The sequence below is a fragment of the Pseudorhodoferax aquiterrae genome, from assembly GCF_014652235.1.
GTDB classification, from domain to species: Bacteria; Pseudomonadota; Gammaproteobacteria; order Burkholderiales; family Burkholderiaceae_C; genus Pseudorhodoferax; species Pseudorhodoferax aquiterrae.
In genome coordinates this window covers 289,027-313,495 of record NZ_BMYK01000002.1, presented here as the reverse complement: position 1 = coordinate 313,495, position 24,469 = coordinate 289,027, and the positions used below count along the sequence as shown (strand labels likewise).

The 24,469-nt window shown below is 65.4% G+C and carries 25 protein-coding genes; 12 read left to right on the top strand and 13 right to left on the bottom strand.

Annotated features, from left to right (window positions below):
* Window positions 1-8 precede the first annotated feature (8 nt).
* The 12 genes from IE209_RS04020 to IE209_RS03965 form a co-directional block, all read right to left on the bottom strand.
* Complete coding sequence (locus tag IE209_RS04020) at window positions 9-725, bottom strand: ABC transporter ATP-binding protein (RefSeq protein WP_016452538.1); 717 nt, start codon at window positions 723-725, stop codon at window positions 9-11.
* The gene (locus IE209_RS04015) at window positions 722-1,489 is read right to left on the bottom strand and encodes an ABC transporter ATP-binding protein (protein ID WP_016452537.1); all 768 of its coding nucleotides are present in this window, start codon (window positions 1,487-1,489) and stop codon (window positions 722-724) included. The genes IE209_RS04020 and IE209_RS04015 overlap by 4 nt, the downstream gene beginning before the upstream one ends.
* A 16-nt stretch (window positions 1,490-1,505) precedes the next feature.
* On the bottom strand, window positions 1,506-2,696 hold the full coding sequence (locus tag IE209_RS04010) for an ABC transporter substrate-binding protein (RefSeq protein ID WP_016452536.1): 1,191 nt from the start codon (window positions 2,694-2,696) through the stop codon (window positions 1,506-1,508).
* Window positions 2,697-2,751: 55 nt separating this feature from the next.
* Entirely contained in the window at window positions 2,752-3,360 is a 609-nt protein-coding gene (locus tag IE209_RS04005) for a 2-hydroxychromene-2-carboxylate isomerase (RefSeq protein WP_016452535.1), read from the bottom strand.
* Window positions 3,357-4,088, bottom strand: a complete 732-nt coding sequence (locus IE209_RS04000; RefSeq protein WP_016452534.1) for a glutathione binding-like protein — start codon at window positions 4,086-4,088, stop codon at window positions 3,357-3,359. Before IE209_RS04000 ends, IE209_RS04005 begins: the two co-directional genes overlap by 4 nt.
* Window positions 4,089-4,235: 147 nt before the next feature.
* Complete coding sequence (locus IE209_RS03995) at window positions 4,236-5,018, bottom strand: SDR family NAD(P)-dependent oxidoreductase (protein ID WP_016452533.1); 783 nt, start codon at window positions 5,016-5,018, stop codon at window positions 4,236-4,238.
* Window positions 5,019-5,047: 29 nt separating this feature from the next.
* Window positions 5,048-5,848: an enoyl-CoA hydratase/isomerase family protein gene (locus IE209_RS03990; RefSeq protein WP_016452532.1), complete on the bottom strand. Its 801-nt coding sequence runs from the start codon at window positions 5,846-5,848 to the stop codon at window positions 5,048-5,050.
* On the bottom strand, window positions 5,845-7,026 hold the full coding sequence (locus IE209_RS03985; protein WP_016452531.1) for a thiolase family protein: 1,182 nt from the start codon (window positions 7,024-7,026) through the stop codon (window positions 5,845-5,847). The genes IE209_RS03990 and IE209_RS03985 overlap by 4 nt, the downstream gene beginning before the upstream one ends.
* 43 nt (window positions 7,027-7,069) lie before the next feature.
* The gene (locus IE209_RS03980) at window positions 7,070-8,737 is read right to left on the bottom strand and encodes a long-chain fatty acid--CoA ligase (protein WP_016452530.1); all 1,668 of its coding nucleotides are present in this window, start codon (window positions 8,735-8,737) and stop codon (window positions 7,070-7,072) included.
* 11 nt (window positions 8,738-8,748) lie between these two features.
* Window positions 8,749-9,801 (bottom strand): CaiB/BaiF CoA transferase family protein, encoded by a 1,053-nt coding sequence (locus IE209_RS03975; RefSeq protein WP_016452529.1) that lies wholly within the window; start codon window positions 9,799-9,801, stop codon window positions 8,749-8,751.
* Window positions 9,802-9,812: 11 nt separating this feature from the next.
* Window positions 9,813-10,958 carry an acyl-CoA dehydrogenase family protein gene (locus IE209_RS03970; RefSeq protein ID WP_016452528.1) on the bottom strand — a complete coding sequence of 382 codons (1,146 nt, stop codon included), beginning with the start codon at window positions 10,956-10,958 and terminating at the stop codon, window positions 9,813-9,815.
* 147 nt (window positions 10,959-11,105) lie between these two features.
* Window positions 11,106-12,137: a helix-turn-helix domain-containing protein gene (locus tag IE209_RS03965; RefSeq protein WP_017405984.1), complete on the bottom strand. Its 1,032-nt coding sequence runs from the start codon at window positions 12,135-12,137 to the stop codon at window positions 11,106-11,108.
* A gap of 286 nt (window positions 12,138-12,423) precedes the next feature.
* Between IE209_RS03965 and IE209_RS03960 the strand changes: the two genes are divergently transcribed.
* A complete protein-coding gene (locus IE209_RS03960; protein ID WP_016452526.1) occupies window positions 12,424-13,194 on the top strand; it encodes an SDR family NAD(P)-dependent oxidoreductase in 771 nt (256 codons plus the stop codon).
* 22 nt (window positions 13,195-13,216) lie between these two features.
* Here IE209_RS03960 and IE209_RS03955 read toward each other — a convergent pair whose 3' ends face one another.
* Complete coding sequence (locus tag IE209_RS03955; protein WP_016452525.1) at window positions 13,217-14,245, bottom strand: AraC family transcriptional regulator; 1,029 nt, start codon at window positions 14,243-14,245, stop codon at window positions 13,217-13,219.
* Window positions 14,246-14,539: 294 nt separating this feature from the next.
* On the opposite strand from IE209_RS03955, the gene IE209_RS03950 reads away from it, so the two are divergent.
* The 11 genes from IE209_RS03950 (at window position 14,540) to IE209_RS03900 (ending at window position 24,468) form a co-directional block, all read left to right on the top strand.
* Window positions 14,540-15,241, top strand: coding sequence for a nitroreductase (locus IE209_RS03950; protein ID WP_016452524.1), 702 nt, complete (start codon window positions 14,540-14,542; stop codon window positions 15,239-15,241).
* A 157-nt stretch (window positions 15,242-15,398) separates the two neighbouring features.
* On the top strand, window positions 15,399-17,180 hold the full coding sequence (locus tag IE209_RS03945; protein ID WP_016452523.1) for an acyl-CoA dehydrogenase: 1,782 nt from the start codon (window positions 15,399-15,401) through the stop codon (window positions 17,178-17,180).
* Window positions 17,181-17,204: 24 nt separating this feature from the next.
* Window positions 17,205-17,954, top strand: a complete 750-nt coding sequence (locus IE209_RS03940) for an electron transfer flavoprotein subunit beta/FixA family protein (RefSeq protein ID WP_026382504.1) — start codon at window positions 17,205-17,207, stop codon at window positions 17,952-17,954.
* 1 nt (window position 17,955) lies between these two features.
* Window positions 17,956-18,900 carry an electron transfer flavoprotein subunit alpha/FixB family protein gene (locus IE209_RS03935; RefSeq protein ID WP_026382503.1) on the top strand — a complete coding sequence of 315 codons (945 nt, stop codon included), beginning with the start codon at window positions 17,956-17,958 and terminating at the stop codon, window positions 18,898-18,900.
* Window positions 18,901-18,917: 17 nt separating this feature from the next.
* Window positions 18,918-19,832, top strand: coding sequence for a LysR family transcriptional regulator (locus IE209_RS03930; protein WP_016452520.1), 915 nt, complete (start codon window positions 18,918-18,920; stop codon window positions 19,830-19,832).
* A 25-nt stretch (window positions 19,833-19,857) separates the two neighbouring features.
* On the top strand, window positions 19,858-20,085 hold the full coding sequence (locus IE209_RS03925) for an EexN family lipoprotein (RefSeq protein WP_016452519.1): 228 nt from the start codon (window positions 19,858-19,860) through the stop codon (window positions 20,083-20,085).
* A gap of 217 nt (window positions 20,086-20,302) precedes the next feature.
* A complete protein-coding gene (locus tag IE209_RS03920) occupies window positions 20,303-22,303 on the top strand; it encodes a conjugal transfer protein TraG (RefSeq protein WP_016452518.1) in 2,001 nt (666 codons plus the stop codon).
* Window positions 22,300-22,764, top strand: coding sequence for a hypothetical protein (locus IE209_RS03915; protein WP_016452517.1), 465 nt, complete (start codon window positions 22,300-22,302; stop codon window positions 22,762-22,764). The genes IE209_RS03920 and IE209_RS03915 overlap by 4 nt, the downstream gene beginning before the upstream one ends.
* A complete protein-coding gene (trbB, locus tag IE209_RS03910) occupies window positions 22,761-23,798 on the top strand; it encodes a P-type conjugative transfer ATPase TrbB (protein WP_016452516.1) in 1,038 nt (345 codons plus the stop codon). Before IE209_RS03915 ends, trbB begins: the two co-directional genes overlap by 4 nt.
* Window positions 23,795-24,187 carry a TrbC/VirB2 family type IV secretion system protein gene (locus IE209_RS03905; protein WP_189685709.1) on the top strand — a complete coding sequence of 131 codons (393 nt, stop codon included), beginning with the start codon at window positions 23,795-23,797 and terminating at the stop codon, window positions 24,185-24,187. Before trbB ends, IE209_RS03905 begins: the two co-directional genes overlap by 4 nt.
* Entirely contained in the window at window positions 24,184-24,468 is a 285-nt protein-coding gene (locus IE209_RS03900) for a VirB3 family type IV secretion system protein (RefSeq protein WP_016452514.1), read from the top strand. Before IE209_RS03905 ends, IE209_RS03900 begins: the two co-directional genes overlap by 4 nt.
* The last annotated feature ends 1 nt before the right edge of the window (window position 24,469 follow it).

Below are 24,469 nucleotides of genomic sequence, written 5' to 3'. Positions count from 1 at the left end.
TTTTTTGATCAGTGGCCGAGGTAGCTGCGGCGCACGGCGTCGTCTTCGCGCAGCTCGGCTGCGGTGCCCTGGGCAGTGACGCGCCCGCTTTCGAGCACATAGGCCCGGTTGACTAGGTTCAGCGCGACCTGGGCGTTCTGCTCCACGATGAGCGCCGTGAGGTGCTCGGTTTCGCGCAACTGGTGCAGGAGTTCGTAGATCTCCTGCGTCACGCGCGGCGCGATGCCGAACGAAGGCTCGTCCAGCAGCAGCATCTTGGGGCGCGTCATCAGCGCGCGCGCGATGGCCAGCATCTGCTGCTCGCCGCCGCTGAGCGTGCCCGCCGCCTGCTTCGCGCGGCTGGACAGCTTGGGAAACAGCGTCTGCATCCGGGCGATGTCCTGCTCGATGCCGTCCTTGTCGCGGCGGTGGATGGCGCCCACGCGCAGGTTTTCCAGCACCGTCAGGTCGCCAAAGGTGCCGCGCCCTTCGGGCACGTGGGCGATGCCCAGCGAGGCGATGGCGGGCGCGGCCATGTCGATGATGTCCTGGCCCTCGAAGCGCAGCGTGCCCTTGGCAGTCACCTGCTGGTGGCTGATGGCGCGCAGGATGGAGGTCTTTCCCGCGCCGTTGGCGCCGAGCAGCGCCACCATCTCGCCGGCCTGCACGTGCAGGTCGATGCCATGCACCACCGCCGTTCGGCCGTAGGCCACCGCGAGGTTGCGGATTTCAAGCCGTTGGGTCACAGCACACCTCCCAGATAGGCATCGAGCACGGCGTCGTTGTTGGCCACTTCCTCGGGCGAGCCCTGGGCGAGCTTGCGGCCAAAGCTCAGTACCGCGAGGTCGGAGCAGGTCTTCATCACGAAGCGCATGTTGTGCTCCACGATCACCATGGTCAGCTTCAATTCCTCGTGCAGGCGCAGCAGCACGTCGCGCAGTTCATCGACCTCGCCAGCGGTGAGGCCAGCGGCGGGTTCGTCAAGCAGCAGCAGCTTGGGCCGCGTCACCAGCGCCCGCGCGATTTCCACGCGGTGCTGGATGCCCACCGGCAGTTCCGCCACGCCCCGGTCGGCATAGTCGGACAGCCGCAGCGTGGCCAGGGCCGCGTCAGCCGAGTGCGCGATTTCTTCCTCGGCGGCACGGACGGCGCGCGAGCGCAGCGCGGCACCCAGCATCGACACCGGCAGCCGCGCGTGCGCACCCACCATCACGTTTTCGCGCACCGTGAGCGAGGGGTAGAGCGCCACGTTCTGGAAGGTGCGGCTCAGACCCAGCCGTGCCACGCCGTGGCGCGGCAGGCGCGTCAACTCGGCCTGGCCGAAGCGCACGCTGCCGTGGGTGGGCCGGTACAGGCCGCTGATGCAGTTGAAGCAGGTCGTCTTGCCAGCGCCGTTCGGCCCGATCAGGCCGAAGATGCAGCCCTCGGGCACGTCCATCGAGAAGGCGTCCAGCGCGACGACACCGCCGAAGCGGATCGTCAGGTCGCGTACGGAAAGAATGGGTTCCATCGCTGCGCTCGCCCCGTCAGGACGGCATCACCTTCCAGCTCGTGCCGTCGAACTGCTGGATGCGCATGTCCGGTATCGGGTGAGGGCGGGCGTCGCTGGTCTTGACACGCAGGCCCGGCAGCATCATGGGCAAATCCATGTCCAGGCGGCGCGACTGCCGCATGATGTTCTCGCGCGAGAGGTCGTTGCCGCACTGCTTGAGCAACTGCACTGTCACTTGCCCAAGGCAGGCACCGAGCACGGTGAGGTACTCCTTGGCCGCGCCTTTGTTGTATTTGTCCATGAAGGCATGCCAGGCCAGGACACCAGGGTCGTCCTTCCAGGTCGGATCGCTCGGATCCTTGAGGAACGCGGCGCTCATGATGCCCTTGACCTTGTCCAGCCCCACCGGAGTCAGCACCGCGGGCACCGAAGATGCGCTCGGGTTGATGTAGATGGCCGGGCGCCAGCCGATGTCGTGGGTCTTGCGCAGCGACTGGAGGGTGGCTTTGGGCGAACCCCACGCCACCAGCACGTCCGCGCCCGAGGCATGCATGGAGACGATCTGCGAGTCCACCGTCGGATCCGACACTTCATGCGACTCTTCGCTGATGAGCTTCTTCCCGGCGGCAGCCAGAACCTCCTTCACGCCACGCAGCACATCCTTGCCGGCGTCGTCGTTCTGGTAGAACATGGCGATCTTCGCGTTGGGCCGCGTCTGCAGGATGTGCCTGGCCAGGATGCGCCCTTCGTCGGTGTACAGGGGCAGCCAGCCCATGCTCCAGGGGAACTTAGCCGCATCATCCAGCCACGTGGCAGAGCCGGACGAAACGAAGAGTTGCGGTACTTTGGCGTTGTTGAGATAGCTGCGCGACGCCAGCCCAGTGGACGAGCCTATCTGCGCCGCGAGAAAAGCCACCTGATCGCGCTCCACCAGGCGGCGCGATTGCTCCAGGGTTTTCGGCGGGCTGTAGCCATCGTCGGCCAGCACCAGCTTGAGCTGGCGCCCATTCACGCCGCCCTCGGCGTTGACCAGGTCAAACCATGCAGACATGGTCTTGCCGACGACGCCATAGCCTGCGGCCGGGCCGCTGAGCGGCCCGGTCGAGCCGATCTTGATCTCGCGATCCGTCACGCCCGGGGTGCCTGCGCCCTGCGCGCGGACCAGGCCAGAAACGCCGGTCAGCATGGCGCCGGAAAGCATGGTGATGAATTGTCTTTTTTGCATGATGTCTCCTGTGGTGGTGGTGAGATGAATGGATGGGTGAACCCTGCTTGCGGTATCAGGCCGTCTTCCCTTGCAGGCGCAGCACGGCTTCGCGGATCAGCGGCATGCGGTCGTTGCCGAAATACATGTCGGTCTTGTCCACAAAGATGGTCGGCGAGCCAAAGCCGCCGCGCGCGACCACCTCATCGGTGTTGGCCTTGAGCTGATCCTTGATCGCCTGCTCGCCGATGCCTGCAAAGAATGGGGCGGGATCGATGCCAATGCGCTGGCACACATGGGTCAGCACCGAATCCTGCGAGATGTCCTGGTCCTCGCCCCAATAGGCTTCAAATATGGCGCGGGCAAACGGCACCATGTCGTTGCCGAGCCAGACGCAGCCGCGCATCGCCTTCACGCTGTTGACGGGAAACACCGTCGGCGGCATCTTGATCGCAAGCCCCGTCGAGCGGGCCCAATCTGCCAGATCCTTTTTCAGGTAGCGGGCCTTCTGCGGCACCGGCGTCTCGCGCGAGGCGTAGACGGTCGGATTGATCGTGTTGAAGATGCCGCCGACCAGGATGGGCCGCCATGTGACCTCGACGCCCAGTTCGTCGGCGAGCGGCTGGATGTTGTGGAAGGCGAGATAGGTCCAGGGGCTGGAGCAGTCGAAGAAGAATTCGATCATGGTGTTTCTCGCTGGTTGTTGGGCGACATGCGGTGTGCCATCTCCTTGGCCTTCTGGCCGAACATGTTCTTTCTTGCTTCGTCGTCCAGCGGCTCCTTCTCGAATTTGCCGACCGCCAGTCCCGCCTGCACTTGCGGCCGGGCGCGCACGCTGGCGTACCAGCGCTTGATGTGGGGAAAATCGTCGAGCGTGAAGCCTTGCGCCTTGTGGGTCATGGCCCAGGGAAAGCAGGCGATGTCGGCGATGCCGTACTCGGCGCCGGCGACATAGGCGCCGGTCTTGCCGAGCTGGGTATCGAGCACGCGATACAGCCGCGCCGCTTCGTCGCGGTAACGCTCGATCGCGTAGGCGATCTTTTCCTGCGCATACAGCGCAAAGTGACCATGCTGGCCGAGCATGGGCCCCAGTCCGCTCACCTGCCACATCACCCATTGCATGGTTTGGGTGAAGCCGCGCAGATCCGTGGGCAGGAAGCGGTTGGTTTTCTGGGCCAGATAGACCAGGATGGCGCCGGTCTCGAACACCGAAAGCGGGCCGCCGCCGTCGAGCGGCGCATGGTCCACTATGGCCGGAATGCGGTTGTTCGGGCTGATCGCCAGAAATTCCGGCTTGAATTGCTCGCCAGCGCGGATGTTGACCGGAGTCACCGTATAGGGAAGTCCGAGTTCCTCAAGCAGGATGGAGATCTTCCAGCCGTTGGGTGTCGGTGCGTAATGCAGGTCAATCATGGCGAATGACGCTCCTGGCGAGCTGCGGATCGACATCACGCCATGACTTGCAGTCACCCGTGGCCGGCCCCCTGACATTCCAGGCTCCCGTCGCGCGGCTTTCTCGGGTTGACGACATCATGCGCAGCTCTTCGAGGGTTCAAGGCGTCAGCGCGGCGCCATGCGGAGGGCCCCATCCACGCGGATGGACTCGGCGTTCATGTAGCCGCAAGTGACCAGAAACTCGACGGCCTGCGCGAATTCATCGGGGTCGCCCAAACGCTTGGGAAAGGGCACGCTGGCCGCCAGCGCTTGCTTGACGTTGTCCGGCAGGGCCAGCAGCAAGGGGGTGCCGAAGATCCCCGGCAGGATGGTGTTGACGCGAACGCCTTCGTCCATCAGGTCGCGTGCGATCGGCAAGGTCATGCCCATGACGGCGGCCTTGCTGGCGGCATAGCTGGCCTGGCCGACCTGGCCGTCCACCGCAGCGGCCGAAGCGGTGTTGACCACGACGCCGCGGTCGCCGTCGGCCAGCGGTTCCAGCGCCAGCATGCCCGCCGTCGATTTGGCAATGCAGCGGAACGTGCCCACCAGGTTGATCTGCACGATGCGGTTGAAGCGATCCACCGCACTCGGGCGGATCTCACCCGTTTTCCGATCGCGGCTGACAGTCTTGACGGCGTCGGCCGTGCCGGCGCAGTTGACCAAAACGCGTTCCTGCCCGATCGCGGCGCGGGCCTTGGCGAAGGCTGCGTCCACCTGCTCCTCGGACGTTACGTCCACGTTGCAGTAAACGCCGCCAAGCTCGCTGGCCAACGCCTGGCCGACGGCTTCGTTCATGTCGAAGATGGCGACCTTGACGCCATGGCTGGCCAAACGCCGGGCCGTGGCGGCCCCCAGGCCGGAAGCCCCCCCGGTGATGACGGCAGAAATGCCGGAATTGAGTTGCATGGTTTTTCCTTGAAGATGACAGACAGGCGTTATTGGCCGGTGAATTTGGGGGTGCGCTTGCCCAGGAATGCCGCTTGCCCTTCCAGGTTGTCGGCCGAACGCAAAGCGACAACGAAATTGCGCTTCTCATGCTCCAGGCCCTGCGCGAGCGGGGTTTCAAAGCTGGCCAGGGCCGCATCCTTGGCCAGCGCCACGGCCAGCGGCGAATTGGCCGCAATCCGGCTGGCCATCGCCAACGCCGTCGGCAGGGCCTGGCCGTCCGCCGTCACTTCGGCGACGATGCCGACGTCGCAAGCCTTGCGGGCATCCATGAAATCGCCGGTCAGCAACAGCGCCATGGCTTTGGACTTGCCGATGGCATGAATCAAGCGCTGGGTGCCGCCCGCACCGGGGATGGCGCCCAGCTTGACTTCCGGCACGCCGAACTTGGCGGACTCGCCCGCGATCACGATGTCGCAGGCCAGCGCCAGTTCCGTGCCGCCGCCCAGCGCGACCTTTTCCACCGCCGCGATGACGGGCTTGGGGAAGCGCCCCAGCGCCGCAAAGAAGTCCCAGCCGGTCGCCGAGCGGTCGCCCAGCAGCGGCGCGGCGCGCAGCACTTCAAAGGCCGTGATGTCGGCGCCCGCGCAAAACACGCCCTCGGCGCCGGTGATGACGACGACCCGCACGACATCGTCGTCGCGCAGTTGCGCAAGCTGTGCGGACAGGCCATCGAACACCGCGCGGTTCAGGCTGTTCTTCGCACGCGGGCGGTTGATGGTCAGGGTGACGACGGCGCCGTCACGGCTGACGAGCACTTCACTGGCTTCGCTCATGGTGGCCCCGCTCATGCAAGCCGCTCGATGATGGTGGTGTTGGCCGTGCCCGAAGCCTCGCAGATGGTTTGCAGGCCATAGCGGCCGCCCCGGCGCTCCAGTTCGTACAGCAGGTCGGTGAGCATGCGCGCGCCGGTGGAACCCAGCGGATGGCCAATGGCCATCGAGCCGCCGTTGACATTCAGGCGGTCGTCCGGGATGCCGAATTCCTGCTGGAACATCAGCGGCACGCCGCCGAAAGCCTCGTTGACTTCGAACAGGTCGATGTCGTTGATGGTCAGGCCCGATTCCTTCAATGCCTTGCGGGTGGAGTCGAGCACGGCGGTGAACTGGATCACCGGGTCGGCGGCGGCCACGGCGGTGCTGACGAAGCGCGCACGCGGCTTGAGGCCATGCTTTTTGGCATAGGCACGGCTGGCGATCAGCAGTGCGGCGGCGCCGTCGCTGATCTGCGACGAGTTGCCGGCGGTGGTGGTGCCGTTGGCGGCAAACACGGCTTTCAGCGTGGCCAGCTTCTCGGGGTCGGGGTTGGCGCGCACGCCCTCGTCGGCGGCGACGACGGGGCTGTTCGGGTCGGCCGGGTCCTCGGTCAGATGCACCAGTTGATCCTTGATGCGACCGGCCTGAATCGCCTCGGCGGCGCGCTTGTGGCTGCGCACGGCGGATGCATCCAGGACTTCACGGGTCAGGCCGAAGCGCGAGTTCAGCAACTCCGACGAAACGCCTTGCGGTATCAGCGGGTTGTCCTGGTAGCGCGCCAGTTCGCGCGGGCTGTATTGCGCGCCCAGCGGCGCGCCGGGCTTGAACGACGGCGGCAGCGGCGCCTGCGACATCGACTCCACCCCCCCGCCGATGGCCAGCTGGTAGGCCCCCGCCTGGATGCCATGCACGGCAAAACTCACCGCCTGCTGGCCGGAGCCGCATTGCCGGTCCACCGTCACAGCCGGGACGGATTCGGGCAGCCCCGCCGCCAGCACGGCATGGCGGGCCAGGTTGCCATGCTGCTGGTCCCACTGCAGCACACAGCCGACGATCACGTCGTCCAGATCGGAGGGGTTGACGCCGGACTGTTCGACCAGCTGGCGCAGCGTCTCGGCCATCAGATCGACGGGGTGCCATTTTTGCAGGCGCCCGCCGCGCTTGCCCACGGGGGTGCGCAGCGCGCCGACGATCACGGGTTCATGGTCATTCATGTGGTTCTCCTGGTAAGAAACTGGGGGTCATGCAAAGCGGGTGTCAGGCGGAATAGCGGTCTGCCTGCTCGACGCGTATGCGCTTCTTGTCGAGCTTGCCGACGCTGGTCTTGGGGATGGCCTCGACGAACAGAACCTGATCCGGCCACTGCCACTTGGCGAAGGCGCTGCCCAGGTGCTCCTTCAGTTGTTCCTGGGTCGCCTGCTGGCCGGGCTTGAGCACCACCAGGGCCAGCGGCCGCTCCTGCCACTTCGGATGCGGAACGCCGACCACGGCGGCGTCGCGCACGGCGGGGTGGCCCATGAGCAGGTTTTCCATGTCGATGGAAGAAATCCATTCGCCGCCGCTCTTGATCACGTCCTTGATGCGGTCGGTGACCTTGAGGTAGCCGTTCTCGTCCACCGTGCCGACATCGCCCGAGCGCCACCAGCCACCCTCCAGGAAGCGGTCTGCGGAATCGGGCATGTCGTGGTAGCTGGCCGTGATCCAGGGGCCGCGCACGCAAATCTCGCCCGCCGACTTTCCGTCATGCGGCAAGTCCTTGTCATCGGCATCGAGGATGCGGATGTCCACCCCGGTCAGCACCAGACCCTGCTTGCGCTTGAGGTTCCAGCGCTCTTCCTCGGTCAGGCGCTTCTTGAGCGTGGACTTGAGGCGGTTCATGGTCACCAGCGTCGTGGCTTCGGTGGCACCGTAGCCGTGGACCACCTCGGCACCGGTGAGTTTGTAGAAACCGATCATCATCGACAGCGGCGGCTCGGAGGCGCCGGACAGCATGCGCATGCTGCTGAAGTCCGGCTTGACCGGCATCGTTTCGATGTACTGCAGCATGGGCTGAAAGATGGCCGGTGCGCCGTTGGCGACCGTCACGCCCTCGGCGATCATGGCGTCAACCAGGGGCTTGGTGTCCTCGGCGACATAGCGGCCCGGCAGCACGATCTTGTCGCCCAGCAGCGTGGCGGCCTGCGGCAGGCCCCAGCATTGCCCGTGGAACATGGGCGTGATGAGCATCACGCAGTCGCTCAGCGTCATGCCCAGATTGGTGGCCATGCCCGTGGAGTGCAGGTAGATGCAGCGGTGCGAGTAGTACACGCCCTTGGGCTTGCCCGTGGTGCCGGTGGTGTAGCAGGCGCTGTAGGCCGAGGTTTCGTCGATCTCGGGCCAGTCGATCTTGGGGTCGGCGGCGGCCAGCAGGTCTTCGTAGTGCAGCAGCGGTTTCAGCGTGGTCTTAATCTGGTCCAGCGGCTTGTCGGTCATGACGATCCAGCCCTTGATCTGGGGCGAATTCGCCGCGACGGATTCGGCGATGGGCAGCAATGATTCGTCCACGCATACGTAGGACACTTGGCTGTGGCCGACCACGTAGCCCAGGTCTTCGGCGCCCAGGCGCAGGTTCATCTGCAGCATGACCGCGCCCAGGCCAGGGATGGACCAGTACAGCTCGAAATGGCGTCGGCTGTTCCAGTCCAGGATGCCGACCCGGTCGCCAGGTTCGACACCGAGCGCGCGCAGCGCATTGGCGCTGCGGCAGACGCGCGCGTAGCAGTCGGCATAGGTGTAGCGGTCCCAGCCGCCATCGGGCGTGCGGTAGACGATCTCCTGGTCTCCGTGGGTGCGCGCGGCGTGCCGGATGAGCGTCGTGGTGTTGAGCTGGCGGTCGTTGCCCGAGGTAGACGGGCAGCCGCGCACGATCTTGGTGGTGTTGGTCATTCTCTGGTCTCCTATGTGGTTGCGTTGAGTGCCTGGAACCGTGGGGCCGGGGCCGCCTCGATGGCGCCGGAGGGGGTGGTCTGGTAGATACCCCGTGCCGCGTTGTGCGGATGCCGCGCCGCCTCGGCCAGGCTGAGCACGGGCGCGAAGCAGGCGTCGCTGCCTTCGAGCAACGCGCACCAGTGCGCCCTGGGTTGGCTGCGGATGAGGGCCGCAATGCGCTCCTTCAGCGCTGGCCACGTCGTCGTGTCGTACTGGTCGGCAGGGTTCACGTCCGTCAGGCCCAGCTTCGACAGCAGCAGTGCGTGGAACGCGGGCTCCACCACCGCGAGGCTGATGAAGCCGCCGTCGGCACAGGCGTACACGTCATAGAACGGCGAATCGTGAAACGGGCTCGGCTTCGTGCCGTCGATCTGCCCATTGGCGCGAATCCAATGCACCAGCGTGCCCATCATGGCCACGATGTCGATGATGGCGGCATCCACGACCCGGCCGCGGCCACTGCCCCTACCGTTACCGCGCGCATCGACCAGCGCGCAGGCGACACCGAAGGCCATGCCCAGCGCCCCGGCCGCGTCCCCGAGCACCGAGGGCGGCACGATGGGCATCTGCCCCTTGCGGGCCGACAGCGACAGCAGGCCCGTCAGCGCCACGTAGTTCAGGTCGTGGCCAGCGGCCCGGGAGAGCGGGCCGTCCTGGCCCCAGCCCGTCATCCGGCCATAGACCAGCTTGGGGTTGCGCGCCGCGCATTCGGCGGGGCCGAACCCCAGCCGTTCCATCACGCCGGGGCGAAAGCCTTCGATCAGAACGTCGGACTGGCCGATCAGATCCAGGGCGCGCGCCTTGCCGCCGGGCGACTTCAGGTCGGTGATCTCGACCGTCTTGCCCCGGTGCAGCGGGTTGGCCGCCGCCCCGCCCAGCGGCTGCGCCCCGGCGGCCTGCTCGGCCCGTGTCAGCGCAATCACCTCGGCACCCATGTCGGCCAGCATCATGGCGGCCAGCGGGCCCGGCCCGATCCCTTCGAACTCCACCACACGGACGCCGTGCAGTGGCTTTTGCAGCATGTGCGAGGCGTTCACAGCTTCCTCGCAATCAGTTCTTTCATGACCTCGTTCGCGCCGCCGTAGATCTTCTGCACGCGCGAGGTGGTGTACATGCGCGCGATCGGGTATTCGTACATGTAGCCGTAGCCGCCGAACATCTGCAGGCACTCGTCCACCACGCGGCACTGCTGCTCGCTGCACCACCACTTGGCCATGTACGCGGCTTCGGCGTCGAGCTTTCCGTCCAGCAGCCGCTGGATGCAGTCGTTGACGAAGGTGCGCACCACGTGAGCGGTGGTGGCGATCTCGGCCAGCTTGTGGCGCGTGGTCTGCATCTCGAACAGCGGTGCGCCGAAAATCTTGCGCTCCTTCGTGTATTCGACGGTGAGTTCCAGGGCCCGGTCGATGATGGCCGCCGCAGGCACGGCGATGGTCATGCGTTCGTAGGGCAACTGGCCCATCAACTGCTTGAAACCAAGCCCTTCGACGCCCCCCAGGACTTGATCGACCGGCACGCGCACCCCGTCGAAGAAGAGTTCGGCGGTGTCCGACGCATGCAGGCCGATCTTGTCGAGCAGGCGGCCCACGCGGAACCCTGGCAGGTTCTCGGTCTCCACCACGATCAGCGAAAGGCCTCGGCTGCCCGCCTCGCCGGTGCGTGCGACCACAATCAGCAGATTGCAGGTGTAGCCGTTGGTGATGAAGGTCTTGGCACCGTCGATCACGTAGTGGTCGCCATCACGGCGCGCGCGGGTGGCGATGGCCTTGAGGTCCGTCCCGCAGCCGGGTTCGGTCATCGCAATGCCGAGCAGCATCTCGCCGCTGCTCAGCTTGGGCAGCCAGCGCTGCTTCTGCTCCTCGGTGCCGTAGTCCATGATGTAGTGCGCAGCGATGCTGTTCACCTGGACGTTGTTGGGCATTTCCGCTCTGGTCAACTCATCCTGTACCACCAGCTGGTAGGCAATGCTGGCCCCGGTGCCGCCGTAGGCTTCGGGCATTTCGGGCAGCATGAACCCCATCTCGCCGAAGGGCCGCCAGGTCTCGCGCGGGACGTAGCCCTGTTCGCGCCAAGCGGGCAGGTGCGGAGCCATCTCGGCGGCGATGTAGCGGCGCACCTGGTCGCGAAAGGTCTCGATGTCGCTGTCCATCCAGGGTTGACGGTGCAATTGCGGCAGCATGGGAGCGCTCCTCAGAAGGTTTGTACGATGAAGGTTTGAAAACTTGGCCAGCGATGCGGCCCCGGGTCATGCCCGCATACCCACAACGGGGCGGGCGAAGCGTCGAATCTCTGCGTTCTCAGTCTGTCCAGGGCATATGGTCGGCATTCAGCCCGTGCGCGTCTTGCCCGCCAGTGCATGGCAAGTTGACTTTGCGTGTGCAAGGGAAAGCCCGGCTGACTCGACCGGGCCGATGGCGGAGCCGTGAGCAGTCATGCCGCGTGCATCGCTGGGCGACACTCCAAAGCGTTGTTTGAATGCGCGGCAGAAATGGCTGGTGGAGTTGAAGCCCCAGTGAAAGGCGATCGCCGAGACCTGCAGATGCCGGCAGACCGGGTCAACGAGTGTCCGCCAGCACGCTTGCAATCGGCTTTCCAGGATGTGGCCGACCACCGTGGTATCGCCCTGCGCAAACAGCGCATGAAGGTAACGCAGTGAAATACCGTGCGCCGCGGCGATGCGTGCCGGACTCAGGTCATCCTCTTGAAAATGCTGGGCGATGTAGGCAAGTACTCGTTCGCGCAACGCGGCCATGGCCGTGAATCGAGTGGCGCTCTCCGGCTCTGGCAGCGCAATGTCCAGAAGCCCGATCACCGTGCGGCAAAGGGCGACGTGGGCGGAGGGCGGCACGGCGCCGATCTCCTTTGCCAACCCCATCAGGTGTTGGCTGAGCAGTGAGCCCACGCCTGTGTGACTGTCAATGCGGCAGGCTGCGGGCGGCTGCTTGCGGCCCGGTAGATGCTCGCGCATGAGCTGCCAGGGAATCATCAACGACACGCTGTGGGTTCGTTCCAGCACCTCATAGTCTTGCCGCTGATCGGTACGCCAGAGGAACATGTCGCCCTCGCAGATTGGCGTGTCCCACTGCTGCAACTGTACTCGGCCGCTCAGGTTCAGCTGCAGCCCCAGGCAGAACTCATCGTCGAATGACGAATGTCCAGGAGGAGACTGCTCGACGCAAGCACCGGTCACGGTGCATACCAAGGAGGCTCCGGCGAGTTCGTGTCGCCGCAACTTCGCCTGGAATGCAGCAGGCTTCGCCGGGGAGGAAAGACTCCAGCGCTGGAAGGAGTCCTTGAGGATCGCTTCCGTCGCATCTATCCTGCCCTCGATGGGCGCATGGTCGATGGACCATTCCATGGGTGACTGTTGCAGCACTTGTCGTCTCCTGAATCTGCCCCCAGACGCCGCAGCCCATCGGGACCGGAGCGTCGACACCGTGGCGTGCTTTCGTGCGGCGCTCAGGGTACCCAAGGCATACAGGCAATCGTAGGCAGCGGTGCTTGGCGCGGCAATGACGGATGGTCTCGATCAACTGACAAGGCACCTCTTTCGACGGATGGGGGAGCGAGGCAACCCCGCAGCCGAGCGGCCCTGCGCTAACCTCCCGGCATCGACGGCGAACTGAAGATGCAAGGAGACGATGATGGATCTGGGTGCAATGCTGGCAGGCAAGCGGGTGCTGGTCACGGGGGCCTCGTCGGGCCTGGGCGAGAACTTCGCTCGGCTGGCTGCTGGTTGCAAGGCCAAGGTAGTGATTGGGGCGCGGCGCAAGGCGCGGCTCGACAAACTCGCCCAGGAACTCGAAAAGCTCGGTTCGCCTCAGGTCACGGTGCTGGAAATGGATGTGGCTTCCGAGCAGTCCATCGACGACGCCTTCGCCGAGATAGACGCCTCGGGCACCATCCTCGACGTGGTGGTTAACAACGCCGGGGCTTCCAACGACGCCTTGTCGCTCACGCTGCCTGTGTCCGACTTCGACTCGCTGATGGAGACCAACGTGCGCGGCGTGTGGCTGGTGGCCGCGCGTGCCGCGCAGCGCTGGGTGGATGCGGGGCGGGGAGGCTCAGTCATCAACATCGCATCGATCCTGGGCGAACGCGTGATGCCGGGCGCCATGCTGTATGCCACGTCCAAGGCTGCAGTCGTGCACATGACCAAGAGCCTGGCGCTCGAATGGGCGCGCCACGGCATTCGCGTCAATGCCATCGAGCCGGGCTACATCGACACCGAGATGACCGATGCCATGTGGGATACCGACCATGGCAAGGCGCTTATCAAGCGCATCCCGATGCGCCGCCTGGGTAAGCCGGAGGAGCTCAACGGTCTGTTCCTGCTGTTCGCGACCGAGGCCGGGTCGTGGATGACCGGCGCCTGCGTGCCAGTGGATGGCGGGCATCTGTGCTCGTCGCTTTGAGTGCGACCGCGTCGAAGCAGCGCTACGTTTTTTGGGTGCGCGAACGATAGACGCCTGGCGTGCTGCCGGTCCATGACTTGAAGGCCCGCTGGAAGGCGGTGCCGTCGGCGAACCCCAACTCGGCGGCGATGGCGCTCAGCGCGGCATCGGTGCTGGTCAACCGAACGATCGCCATGTCGCGCCGTAACTCGTCCTTCAGCACCTGAAAGGACTTGCCCTCCACGGCCAGATGCCGCTGCAGTGCGCTGACCGACATGTGCAAGCGCTGCGCGGCGACAGTCAGATCGGGCCACTCCGGGCACGCTTGCTGCAATAGCGCGCGCACCCGCGCGCTGGCTGTCCGCTCGATTAGACGCGGGCCGATCAGGTTGCCCGGTGTGGCACGCAAAAAGGTCTGGAGCGCGGCGGTGTCACGGCGCATCGGCTGCGTGAATGCGGATGCCTCGAACCAGACCGCCGACCGCGCCTGCCCGAACCGCAACGTGCCCGAGAAGATTTGGGCATAGTCTGCGGCACGCGGCGGTGGCTCGAAGGCAAAATCGAGCCCTCTGGGCACCAGTCGGCCGCCGTGCAGCCATACCAGCAGACGCCAGAAAACGCGCAACAGCAGCCCGTGCAGGAAGTCTGAATGTTTGCCCAGGGCGTGGCGCACGTCCAGAGCAGCACCCTTGAGCAAGCCATCAGAGACGGGCACAAGCGCCACGTCGTCCTGCAGCAGGGCGAAGGATGCACTCACGCGCTGCAAGGCGGCTGCCAGCGTCTTGGCCCCGAGCGTAGAGCGAGCCATCAGCGCAAAGCTGCCGCAGCGCAACGGCCGACCGTGTAGATGGCCTAGGCATTCGTCGTCCAAGCTGTTCTTCACGGCACTGAAGAGTGCGATGTATTGCTCTATGGTCACACGCGACTGCTCCAGATGCAGCAGCGACTCGGCGATGCGGGCCTGCGCCAGAACGCCATCCAGCCAGGACTCGGTGGCCAGTCCTTTGCTGCGCGCGCCGTCGAGCAGGCCATGCACGGCAAAAACAGGAACAGTGACGACGGGTTTCAACATGGTCAAAGGGAGCAACGATAGCTGGCGCTGAATCCGAAATTACACCAAGAAAACGGCCCGCTAACGATGTAGCGTCCGGCTGCGGTCAACCGGATTTTGCCTTGTGCATACAAAGTCAACTCGCCATGCACTGGCGGGCAAGACGCGTATGTGCCGAGTGCCCAGAATACCGCTTGGTAGCACACCCAGGGACGACCCGTGGACGTTCGGCATCGATGCATTCGCATGAATGCTTCTTCGGCAACGGCATGTCGGTGTGCTCACCCGAATAGCCCAGCAACCAGGAGAGAGTGAATGTCTGTCTGCGCCGTGCCTTTGCGCAACATGCTGATTGATGCGGTGATGCGCGAACGTCGTTCCGTGCGCGCCTTTCTGCCGACCCCGGTGTCGCAAGAAGCGGTGGCCCAGATTCTGTCGGTGGCAGCCAGCGCGCCCAGTGGCACCAACACCCAGCCGTGGCATGTCATTGCCGTGGCGGGCGAGGCGAGGAAGCGCCTATGCGACCGTGTATTGCACGCCTTTCACCATGAAGAGGGAGAGCACCAGTCCGAATACGACATCTACCCGGCCGAGTTCTTCGAGCCCTACCTGACCAGGCGGCGTCGGTGCGGTTTCGCTCTTTATGCCGCAGTCGGAATCTCCAAGGGAGATACGGATGCCATGCGCGCTCAACATGCACGCAACTTTGCCTTCTTCGATGCGCCGGTCGGTTTGATCTTCACCTTGGACCGGCGCATGGTGCAGAGCAGTTGGGTGGACTACGGGATGTTCTTACAGAACATCATGCTGGCGGCCCGCGCACGAGGCCTGGATACCTGTTCGCAGATGGCGTGGACCCTTTACCCGCGCCTTCTGGCTGAAGCCCTGCAAATCCCGGACGGGCAGATGGTCCTGTGCGGCATGGCACTGGGCTATGCCGACCCGGCGGCCGTGGTGAACCGCGTGCGCACCGAGCGTGAGCCGGTCGAGAACTTCACACGCTTCAGCGGCTTCTAGAAATCTTGTCATACCAACTAATCGCGTCGTAAGCCGCCTGAGAAATTCAGCCGCCCTGAAGCGGTTGATCGACCGGGCCTTGTCCTGGTGGGTAGGGTCATGCATGGATGTATGCCCTATGGGGCAGACGGGTTGAACCCACAAAGAGGAGTAAGCAATGTCTACCTACGCCGCGCCCTTGCGCGACATGCTGTTCACGATGAAGGAAGTCGGAGGCCTGGATGCGATCTGTGCCCAGCCGGGCCATGAAGAAACCACGCCCGACCTGGTCGAGGCCATCCTGCAGGAGGCTGCCCACTACGCCACCGGCGTGCTTGATCCGCTGAACCGCACCGGCGACGTGCAGGGCGCGCGCTGGCACGACGGCCAGGTCACGCCAGCCGATGGCTTTCGCGAAGCCTGGGCCAGCTTCTGCGAGAACGGCTGGAACGGCATGCCCGCTGCCACCGAATGGGGCGGCCAGGGCCTGCCCACGCTGGTGTCCACAGCCGTGCTGGAGATGTGGAAGTCGTCCAACCTCGCGTTCAGCCTGTGCCAGATGCTCACGCTGGGCGCGGTGGAAGCCATTGCGCACCATGGCAGCGACGCACTCAAGCGCCGCTTCCTGGAGCCCATGGTCGCGGGCCGCTGGACCGGCACCATGAACCTCACCGAGCCCCAAGCAGGCTCCGACTTGGCCGCGCTGCGCAGTCGCGCCGTGCCCGAAGGCGACCATTACCGCGTCAGCGGAAACAAGATCTTCATCACCTGGGGCGAGCACGACATGGCCGAGAACATCGTCCACCTCGTGCTGGCGCGCCTGCCCGATGCACCGCCCGGCGTGAAAGGCATCTCGCTGTTCCTGTGCCCGAAGTACCTGGTCAACGACGACGGCTCCCTGGGCGAACGCAACGACCTGGCCTGCACCTCCATCGAGCACAAGATGGGCATCCACGGCAGCCCCACGGCGTCGATGAGCTTTGGCGACTGCGGGGGCGCGATCGGCTACCTGGTCGGCGAGCCGAACCAGGGGCTGGCCTGCATGTTCACGATGATGAACCATGCGCGGCTGAACGTCGGCCTTGAAGGCGTGGGCATCGCCGAGCGCGCCTACCAGCGCGCACGCGCCTACGCGCTGGAGCGGGTGCAGGGCAAGCCACTGCTCAGCGGCAGCACCACCATCGCCGGCCACCCGGACGTGCGGCGCATGCTGATGGACATGAAGGCCCGCACCGAGGCCATGCGCGCATTGGCCTATTTCTGCGCCGGCCAGATGGACCGCGCCGCAGGCCACGCCGACGCGCAAGAGCGCGAGCAGGCGCTGGCCCTGGTCGGCCTGCTGATCCCGGTGGTCAAGGGCTGGTGCACCGACAGCGCACAGGGCATCACGTCCGATGGTGTGCAGGTGCATGGCGGCATGGGTTACGTCGAGGAAACCGGCGCCTCACAGCACTTGCGCGACGCGCGCATCACGACCATCTACGAAGGCACGACGGGCATCCAGGCCAACGACCTGATTGGCCGCAAGCTGGCGCGCGAGGGCGGGCGCACGCTGAAGGCACTGCTGGGCCGCATCGACGGCGATGCGCGCCGGTTGGCCGAGATGCCCGATGCCGCGCTGGCGCAGATCGGCGGCGTGTTAGCGGCTTCGGCGCGTGCGCTGGGGGACGCGGCCGACTGGCTGCTGGCCCACGACGACCAACCCGCGCAGTGCGCGGCGGGCGCCGTGCCCTTCTTGCGGCTGGCGGGCACGGTGATCGGCGGCTGGCTGTCGGCGCGCATGGCCGAAGCCGCCACTGCGCAACTCGCGGCGAGATCTGGCGATGCGGGCTTTCTCGGCGCCAAGCGTGCCACGGCCAGCCACTACGCAGCGCATGTCCTAGTGCAGGCGCCGATGTTGCGCGACATCGTCACGGGCGGCGCCGCCAGCACGCTGGCCCTGGCGGATGATCAACTCTGAATGATCCTGAAAGGAAACCCTCCCATGAAAATCCTGGTTCCCGTCAAGCGGGTGGTTGACTACAACGTCAAGGTCCGCGTCCAGAGCGATGGCAGCGGCGTGGACATCGCCAATGTCAAAATGAGCATGAACCCCTTCGACGAGATTGCCGTCGAAGAGGCTGTGCGGCTCAAGGAGAAAGGCGCGGCAACGGAGATCGTCGCCGTCTCGTGCGGCGTGTCCCAATGCCAGGAGACGCTGCGCACCGCCATGGCCATCGGTGCCGACCGCGGCATCCTGGTCGAGACCAATGAAGAACTGCAGCCGCTGGCCGTGGCTAAGCTGCTCAAGGCCCTGATCGACAATGAACAGCCCGGCCTCGTGATCCTGGGCAAGCAGGCCATCGACGACGACTGCAACCAGACCGGCCAGATGCTGGCGGCGCTGGCCGACCTGCCGCAAGCCACCTTCGCCTCCAAGGTCGAGATCGCCGGCGACAAGGCAGCCGTGACCCGCGAAGTGGACGGCGGCCTGGAAACCCTCAGCCTTACGCTGCCCGCCGTCATCACCGCCGACCTGCGCCTGAACGAGCCGCGCTACGTCACGCTGCCCAACATCATGAAGGCCAAGAAAAAGCCGCTGGACACCGTCAAGCCCGAAGACCTCGGCGTGGACGTGGCCCCGCGCCTGAAGAACTTGAAGGTCAGCGAACCCGCCAAGCGCGGCGCCGGCGTGAAGGTGGCCGACGTGGCCGCCCTGGTCGAGAAACTCAAGAACGAAGCGAAGGTGATCTGACATGACCGTACTCGTAATCGCTGAACACGACAACGCGACCATCAAGGGCGCGACGCTCAACACCGTGACGGCCGCCGCAGCCTGCGGCGGCGACGTGCACGTGCTGGTGGCCGGCCACAACGCCGGCGCTGCCGCACAGCAAGCCAGCCAGATCGCCGGCGTTGCCAAGGTCATCCACGCCGACGGCGCCAGCCTGGCCCACGGCCTCGCCGAGAACGTGGCCGCCCAGGTGCTGGCACTCCATGGCAGTGGTGCCGGCAACTACAGCCACATCCTGTTCCCCGCCACCGCCAGCGGCAAGAACGTGGCCCCGCGCGTGGCTGCCAAGCTCGACGTCGCCCAGATCAGCGACATCACCAAGGTCATCTCCGCCGATACCTTCGAGCGCCCCATCTACGCCGGCAACGCCATCGCCACCGTGCAGTCTGCTGATGCCGTGAAGGTCATCACCGTGCGCACCACCGGCTTTGACGCCGCCGCCGCCACGGGTGGCAGCGCCGCTGTCGAAACCGCTGCTGCGGCCGCCGACGCTGGCAAGAGCAGCTACGTGGGCAGCGAGATCGCCAAGAGCGACCGCCCCGAACTCACCGCCGCCAAGATCATCGTGTCTGGTGGCCGTGCGCTGGGCAGCAAGGAAAAGTTCGACGAAGTCATCACCCCCCTGGCCGACAAGCTGGGCGCTGCCATCGGCGCCAGCCGTGCTGCCGTGGATGCGGGCTACGCCCCCAACGACCTGCAAGTGGGCCAGACGGGCAAGATCGTCGCGCCGCAGTTGTACATTGCCGCCGGCATCTCGGGCGCCATCCAGCACCTGGCCGGCATGAAGGACTCCAAGGTGATCGTGGCGATCAACAAGGACCCCGAGGCCCCGATCTTCAGCGTGGCCGACTACGGGCTGGAGGCGGACCTTTTCGCAGTTGTGCCGGAATTCGTCAAGGCCTTTTAAATTGGATGAGATACACCATGGAGCTTCGGCATTTACGTTGCTTTATAGCGGTGGCCGAAGAACTTCACTTCGGCCGCGCAGCGGAAAAGCTGCACATCGATCAGTCCCCTTTGTCGCGCACCATCAAGGAGATAGAGGAAGAGCTCGGGGCGCAACTGTTCACGCGAACCACGCGAAGCACCCGCCTGACCTTTGCCGGAATGGCATTCCTGGAGCGGGTGCCGCGAATCTTCGAAGCTCTGAAACAGGCGTGTGACGGCGTCAAGTCCGCCGCCAGTGGGTTTCAGCGACAGTTGCGCATCGCTTTGTCCGATGGCATCACGCCCTCGCGAATGCCGACGCTGCTGGCACAGTGCCGAGCGGAAGATCCAGAGATTGATGTTCGGCTATTTGAGGTGCCGTTGGATCAACAGATCAAGGGTCTGCACGATGACCTGTATGACGTCGGCTTTTCGATGGCCGAAGAGGTGGGCGACGGCATTGTGGTCAGGCCTGCATGGGAAGACGAACTGATGGTGGCGGTCCCAGCTCGCCATCCTGTTCTGGCCCACAAGCACGTGCCGTTGGAAGAAGTGTTGCGCTATCCGCTGGCGCTATGCGATCCGGCGATATGCGAAGGCCATGCACGCCAAGTTGATCGCGTTTTGCAGCGCTACGAGCAACAGCCACTGATCGCCCAGCGCGTGGCGTCCTATGAGGTGATGATGACCTTGGTCTCAGCCGGATTGGCGCTCGGTTTGGCGGGCGCCGCGCACATTGCATCCGGCCGTGGGCCAGGTGTTGTGGCCCGGCGCTTGGCGGGCAAGCCGCAGATGCTGGCCACGTATCTGCTGCACCGTGACGTGGAGCCCTCCGAAATGCTGGCCCGGTTCATCGAACGAGTGGCCTCCATTGATTCGGCGGATGGCTCCAGCGCCGCCGAGGACTCCTGATCCACCTGCTGAAAGGACCCAAGCCATGACCCGATTCCTGCCGCTGCTGATGGTTGCCGCACTGACGGGCTGTGGACCATCCCAACCGACGGAAACCGTGGACTTCCTCGTTGCCCATCCCGAGCGCCTCAAAGAAGTCCAGCGCCTGTGCAAGGAAGACCGCGCGAAGGCAGGAGAAGAACTCTGCCGCCGTGCGGCCGAAGCCGCCAACCGGCGTTTCTTCGGCGATCGGCCGGAACAGCAATCCAAATAGCGCCCCGCGCCGTCGCCTGGCCGCGACAGAGTTCTTGCTGTTACCTCATCACGCCGCAGCGCGCTCGCGCATGCGGCATTTTTATTGCCTTCGCCACAGCAAGAAGTCTGGCCATTTTGGCCTGAATCCCCGCTATAACGGTCTTTGACCGACCTGCACGCTCGCCTTGATCCTCGGCACTACGGCATGTCCCTGTGCCGTAGCGGGAGGTTGGCCAATGCAAGGAACGAACGTGCTGTTCGGTCAGATTGCCGTTGTCTTCGGCATCGTGATCGCTGGCGTATGGAGCGCCACGCAATGGACAGCAGCGGCGCTGGGCTACCAGCTACGCCTGGGTTCGCCCTGGTTCGATTTCCTCGGCACGCCGGTCTATCACCCCTGGCGCCTGTTCGAGTGGTGGTTCTTCTTCGACGCCTACGCGCCGCATGTATTCGACGTGGGCGGTGCCATTGCCGCAGGCAGCGGCCTGATCGCGGTGGTGGTTGCCGTCGGCATGTCGATCTGGCGCTCGCGCCAGTCCAAGCTGGTCACGACCTACGGCACGGCGCGCTGGGCCAATGCGGAGGACATCCACAAGGCGAGTCTTGACCGGTCTGCGGGCGTATTCCTTGGCCTGCATCGCCAGCAGTACCTGCGGCACGAAGGCCCGGAGCATGTTCTGACCTTCGCGCCTACCCGCTCGGGCAAGGGCGTGGGCCTAGTGGTGCCCACCTTGTTGAGCTGGCCCGCATCGGCCGTCATTCACGACATCAAGGGCGAGAACTGGAGCATCACCGCTGGCTGGCGCTCGCGCTTCTCGCACTGCCTGCTGTTCAACCCGACCGATGCGAAGTCGGCGGCCTACAACCCGCTGCTGGAGGTGAGGCGCGGCGCGCACGAAGTGCGCGACGTGCAGAACATCGCAGACATTCTGGTCGATCCCGAAGGAGCACTGGAGCGGCGCAACCATTGGGAGAAGACCTCGCATGCGCTGCTGGTTGGGGCCATCCTGCATGTGCTCTACGCAGGCGAAGACAAGACGCTGCGCGGTGTCGCCAACTTCCTCAGCGACCCGGCCTGTCCCTTCGAGCTTACCCTGCATCGGATGATGACCACGCCGCACATCGGCGATGGACCGCATCTGGTGGTGGCATCGGCAGCGCGTGAAGTCCTGAACAAATCGGACAACGAGCGTTCCGGCGTGTTGAGCACCGCCATGTCATTCCTCGGCCTGTACCGAGACCCCACGGTGGCCGAAGTCACCTCGCGCTGCGACTGGCGCATTGCCGACCTGATCGCGGCCGAGCATCCCGTGTCGCTGTATCTCGTGGTGCCGCCTTCGGACATCAGCCGCACCAAACCGCTGATCCGCCTGATCCTCAACCAAATCGGGCGGCGGCTGACGGAATCACTCGATGGCAGCGATGGCATCCAGCGCCGTCACAAGCTGTTGCTGATGCTCGATGAATTCCCGGCGCTTGGGCGCCTGGACTTCTTCGAGACGGCGCTGGCCTTCATGGCGGGCTACGGCATCCGCAGCTTCCTGATCGCGCAGTCGCTCAATCAGATCGACAAAGCCTACGGCCAGAACCATTCCATCCTCGACAACTGCCATGTGCGCGTGACGTTCGCCACCAACGACGAGCGCACGGCCAAGCGGATTTCCGAAACCCTTGGCACCGCTACCGAGCTGCGCGCGCAGCGCAACTACGCGGGACATCGACTCGCACCGTGGCTGGGGCACCTAATGGTGTCGAGACAAGAAACCGCCCGCCCGCTGCTCACGCCGGGCGAGGTGATGCAGCTGCCGCCCGATGAGGCGGTGGTGATGGTTTCCAGCGTCGCGCCGATCAAGGCCAAGAAGCTGCGCTACTACTCTGACGCGAACTTCCAGCGGCGCGTGCTGCCGCCTCCTGTACTCGTTGCGGGGCGCTACGCCGACGTGCCTCCCTTACGGCCCGACGACTGGAGCGGGCTGACGGTTCCTCCCGTTCCGGTGGCGCCTGCAACCGAAGCCGTTGAAGGCTTCCCCTCTGCCGCTGACGACGGCGGCCCGCGTCGCCAACCCGAACTCTCCGAAGCCGCCGCCTACGACCCCGACCTGGCTGCGCCTGCAGCCGACCTCGGGCTGCTCGATGACGATGACATGCAGCTTCCCCTTCCTCGCCAGCTCGACCCGGCCCTGCAGCGCACGGCCCGGCTGGCTTCCCTTGACCCTGACGACGGAATCGACCTATGACCCAACACCGCCTCAATGTGTTCATCCAGCCGGAGCACAGCAAGCGGCTCGATGAACTGGCCGCCAAGAAGGGCGTGTCCAAGTCCAGCATCGTCGCGGCGGCCCTGGCCTCCTGGCTGTCGCCCGATGCGGCCGACCAGCGCGAGGCGGCGATTGCCAAGCGACTGGATCGCCTGTCGCGCCACGCCGAGCGTCTGGAGCGCGACCAGAACATTGCCATCGAAACATTGGCGCTGTTCATCCGCTATTTCCTCACTGTGAGCACGCCCGTGCCCGAGGCCCATCAGGACGCCGCTCGCGCCCAGGGCAAGGCCCGCTTCGAGCAGTTCGTCGAACAGCTCGGACGGCATTTGCTGCGCGGGCGCAGCCTGGTGCGGGATGTGGTGGAGGAACTGCACCCCGATCCGACGCGATCGGAGGGCGCGGCGGCCGCTGCAGATGCCCAGGAGCGTGCCTTATGAGCGCCGTTCTTTCCTCCTTCACGGCCACCTCGCTGGATCGCCGCATTCAGATGCTACGCACGGCCATGGGGCCGCTGATCGCCGCCGCGCTCGAAGACCCGGACGTGGTGGAAATCATGCTCAACCCCGACCGCACGCTCTGGGTGGATCGTCTGTCCACGGGCCGCGCCCCGATGGGCGAGGAGCTGTCCGAGGCTGATGGCGAACGCATCATCCGTCTCGTGGCCGCCCACGTCGGCGCCGAGGTGCATCGCGGCCAGCCGCTTTTGACGGCAGAGCTGCCCGAGACCGGCGAACGCTTCGAGGGCATCCTGCCGCCCGCTGCACCGGGGCCAGCCTTCGCCTTGCGCAAGCGTGCCTTTGGTGTGATCCCGCTGTCGCGCTACATCGAGGACGGGATGATGACCGCCGCACAGGCTGGTTTGCTGGTGCGCGCCGTGCGCGAGCGCCAGAACATCCTGATCGCGGGCGGCACCAGCACCGGCAAGACCACCTTGGCGAATGCGCTGCTGGCCGAAATCGCCGCCACGGGCGACCGCGTGCTGGTGCTCGAAGACACGGTGGAGCTGCAATGCGCGGCGCGCGATCACGTACCGCTGCGCACGCGCCAGGGCGTCGTGTCCATGACCGAGCTGGTGCGTTCGTCCATGCGCCTGCGCCCGGATCGTGTGGTCGTCGGCGAGGTGCGCGGCGCCGAGGCACTGGATCTCATCAAGGTCTGGGGCACCGGCCACCCCGGCGGCATCGCCACGATCCACGCCGGCTCCGCGCTGGGCGCGCTGCTGCGCCTGGAGCAACTGATTCTCGAAGTGGCGGTGAACCCGCCCCGTGCGCTGATCGCGGAAGCGGTCAACGTGGTCATCCACATTGCCGGGCGCGGACGCAAGCGCCGCATCGAGAGCATCGCTCGGGTCGTCGGCTTCGACGGCTCGGGCTACCAACTGGCGGATGCGCTGGAGGCTCCATTCCCGGAGCTGCTGCCGCAGTCCGACCTTTCTTCCGTGTCCCCTGATCAACCTGGAGAACTGCCATGACGCAGATGATCGTTCCTGCTTTCCGTATTTCTGTAAACCCGCTTGCCCTGCGCTGCCACCCCGCGCGGCTGGATGGCTTGGCGCGCCCGGCCCTGCAGGGTCTGATGCTCGCGGCGCTGATGCTGCTGCTCGCAGGCACCGCGCAGGCCGCAGGTTCCTCGATGCCCTGGGAGGGGCCGCTGCAATCCATCCTGGAGTCGATCCAGGGTCCGGTGGCCCGGATCATCGCGGTCATCATCACCATCGCCACGGGCCTGGCGCTGGCCTTCGGCGATACCTCGGGCGGGTTCCGCAAGCTGATCCAGATCGTCTTCGGTCTGTCGATCGCGTTTGCCGCGTCCTCGTTCTTCCTGTCGTTCTTCAGCTTCTCGGGCGGGGCCGTCGTATGAACGCGGCCCACGATGGCGTGCAGGGGTTCGCTCCAGGTTTCGAGGTGCCCCTGCATCGCTCGCTGACCGAGCCGATCCTGCTGGGCGGCGCGCCGCGCACAGTGGCGATTGCCAATGGCACCTTGGCCGCCGCCGTGGGCTTGGGCCTGCAACTGTGGATTCCGGGCGTGGTGCTCTGGATCGCCGGCCATGCGCTGGCGGTCTGGGGTGCGCGTGTCGATCCGCAGTTCATGCAGGTCTTCGCGCGCCACATCAAGCACCGGCCGCTGCTGGACGTGTGAG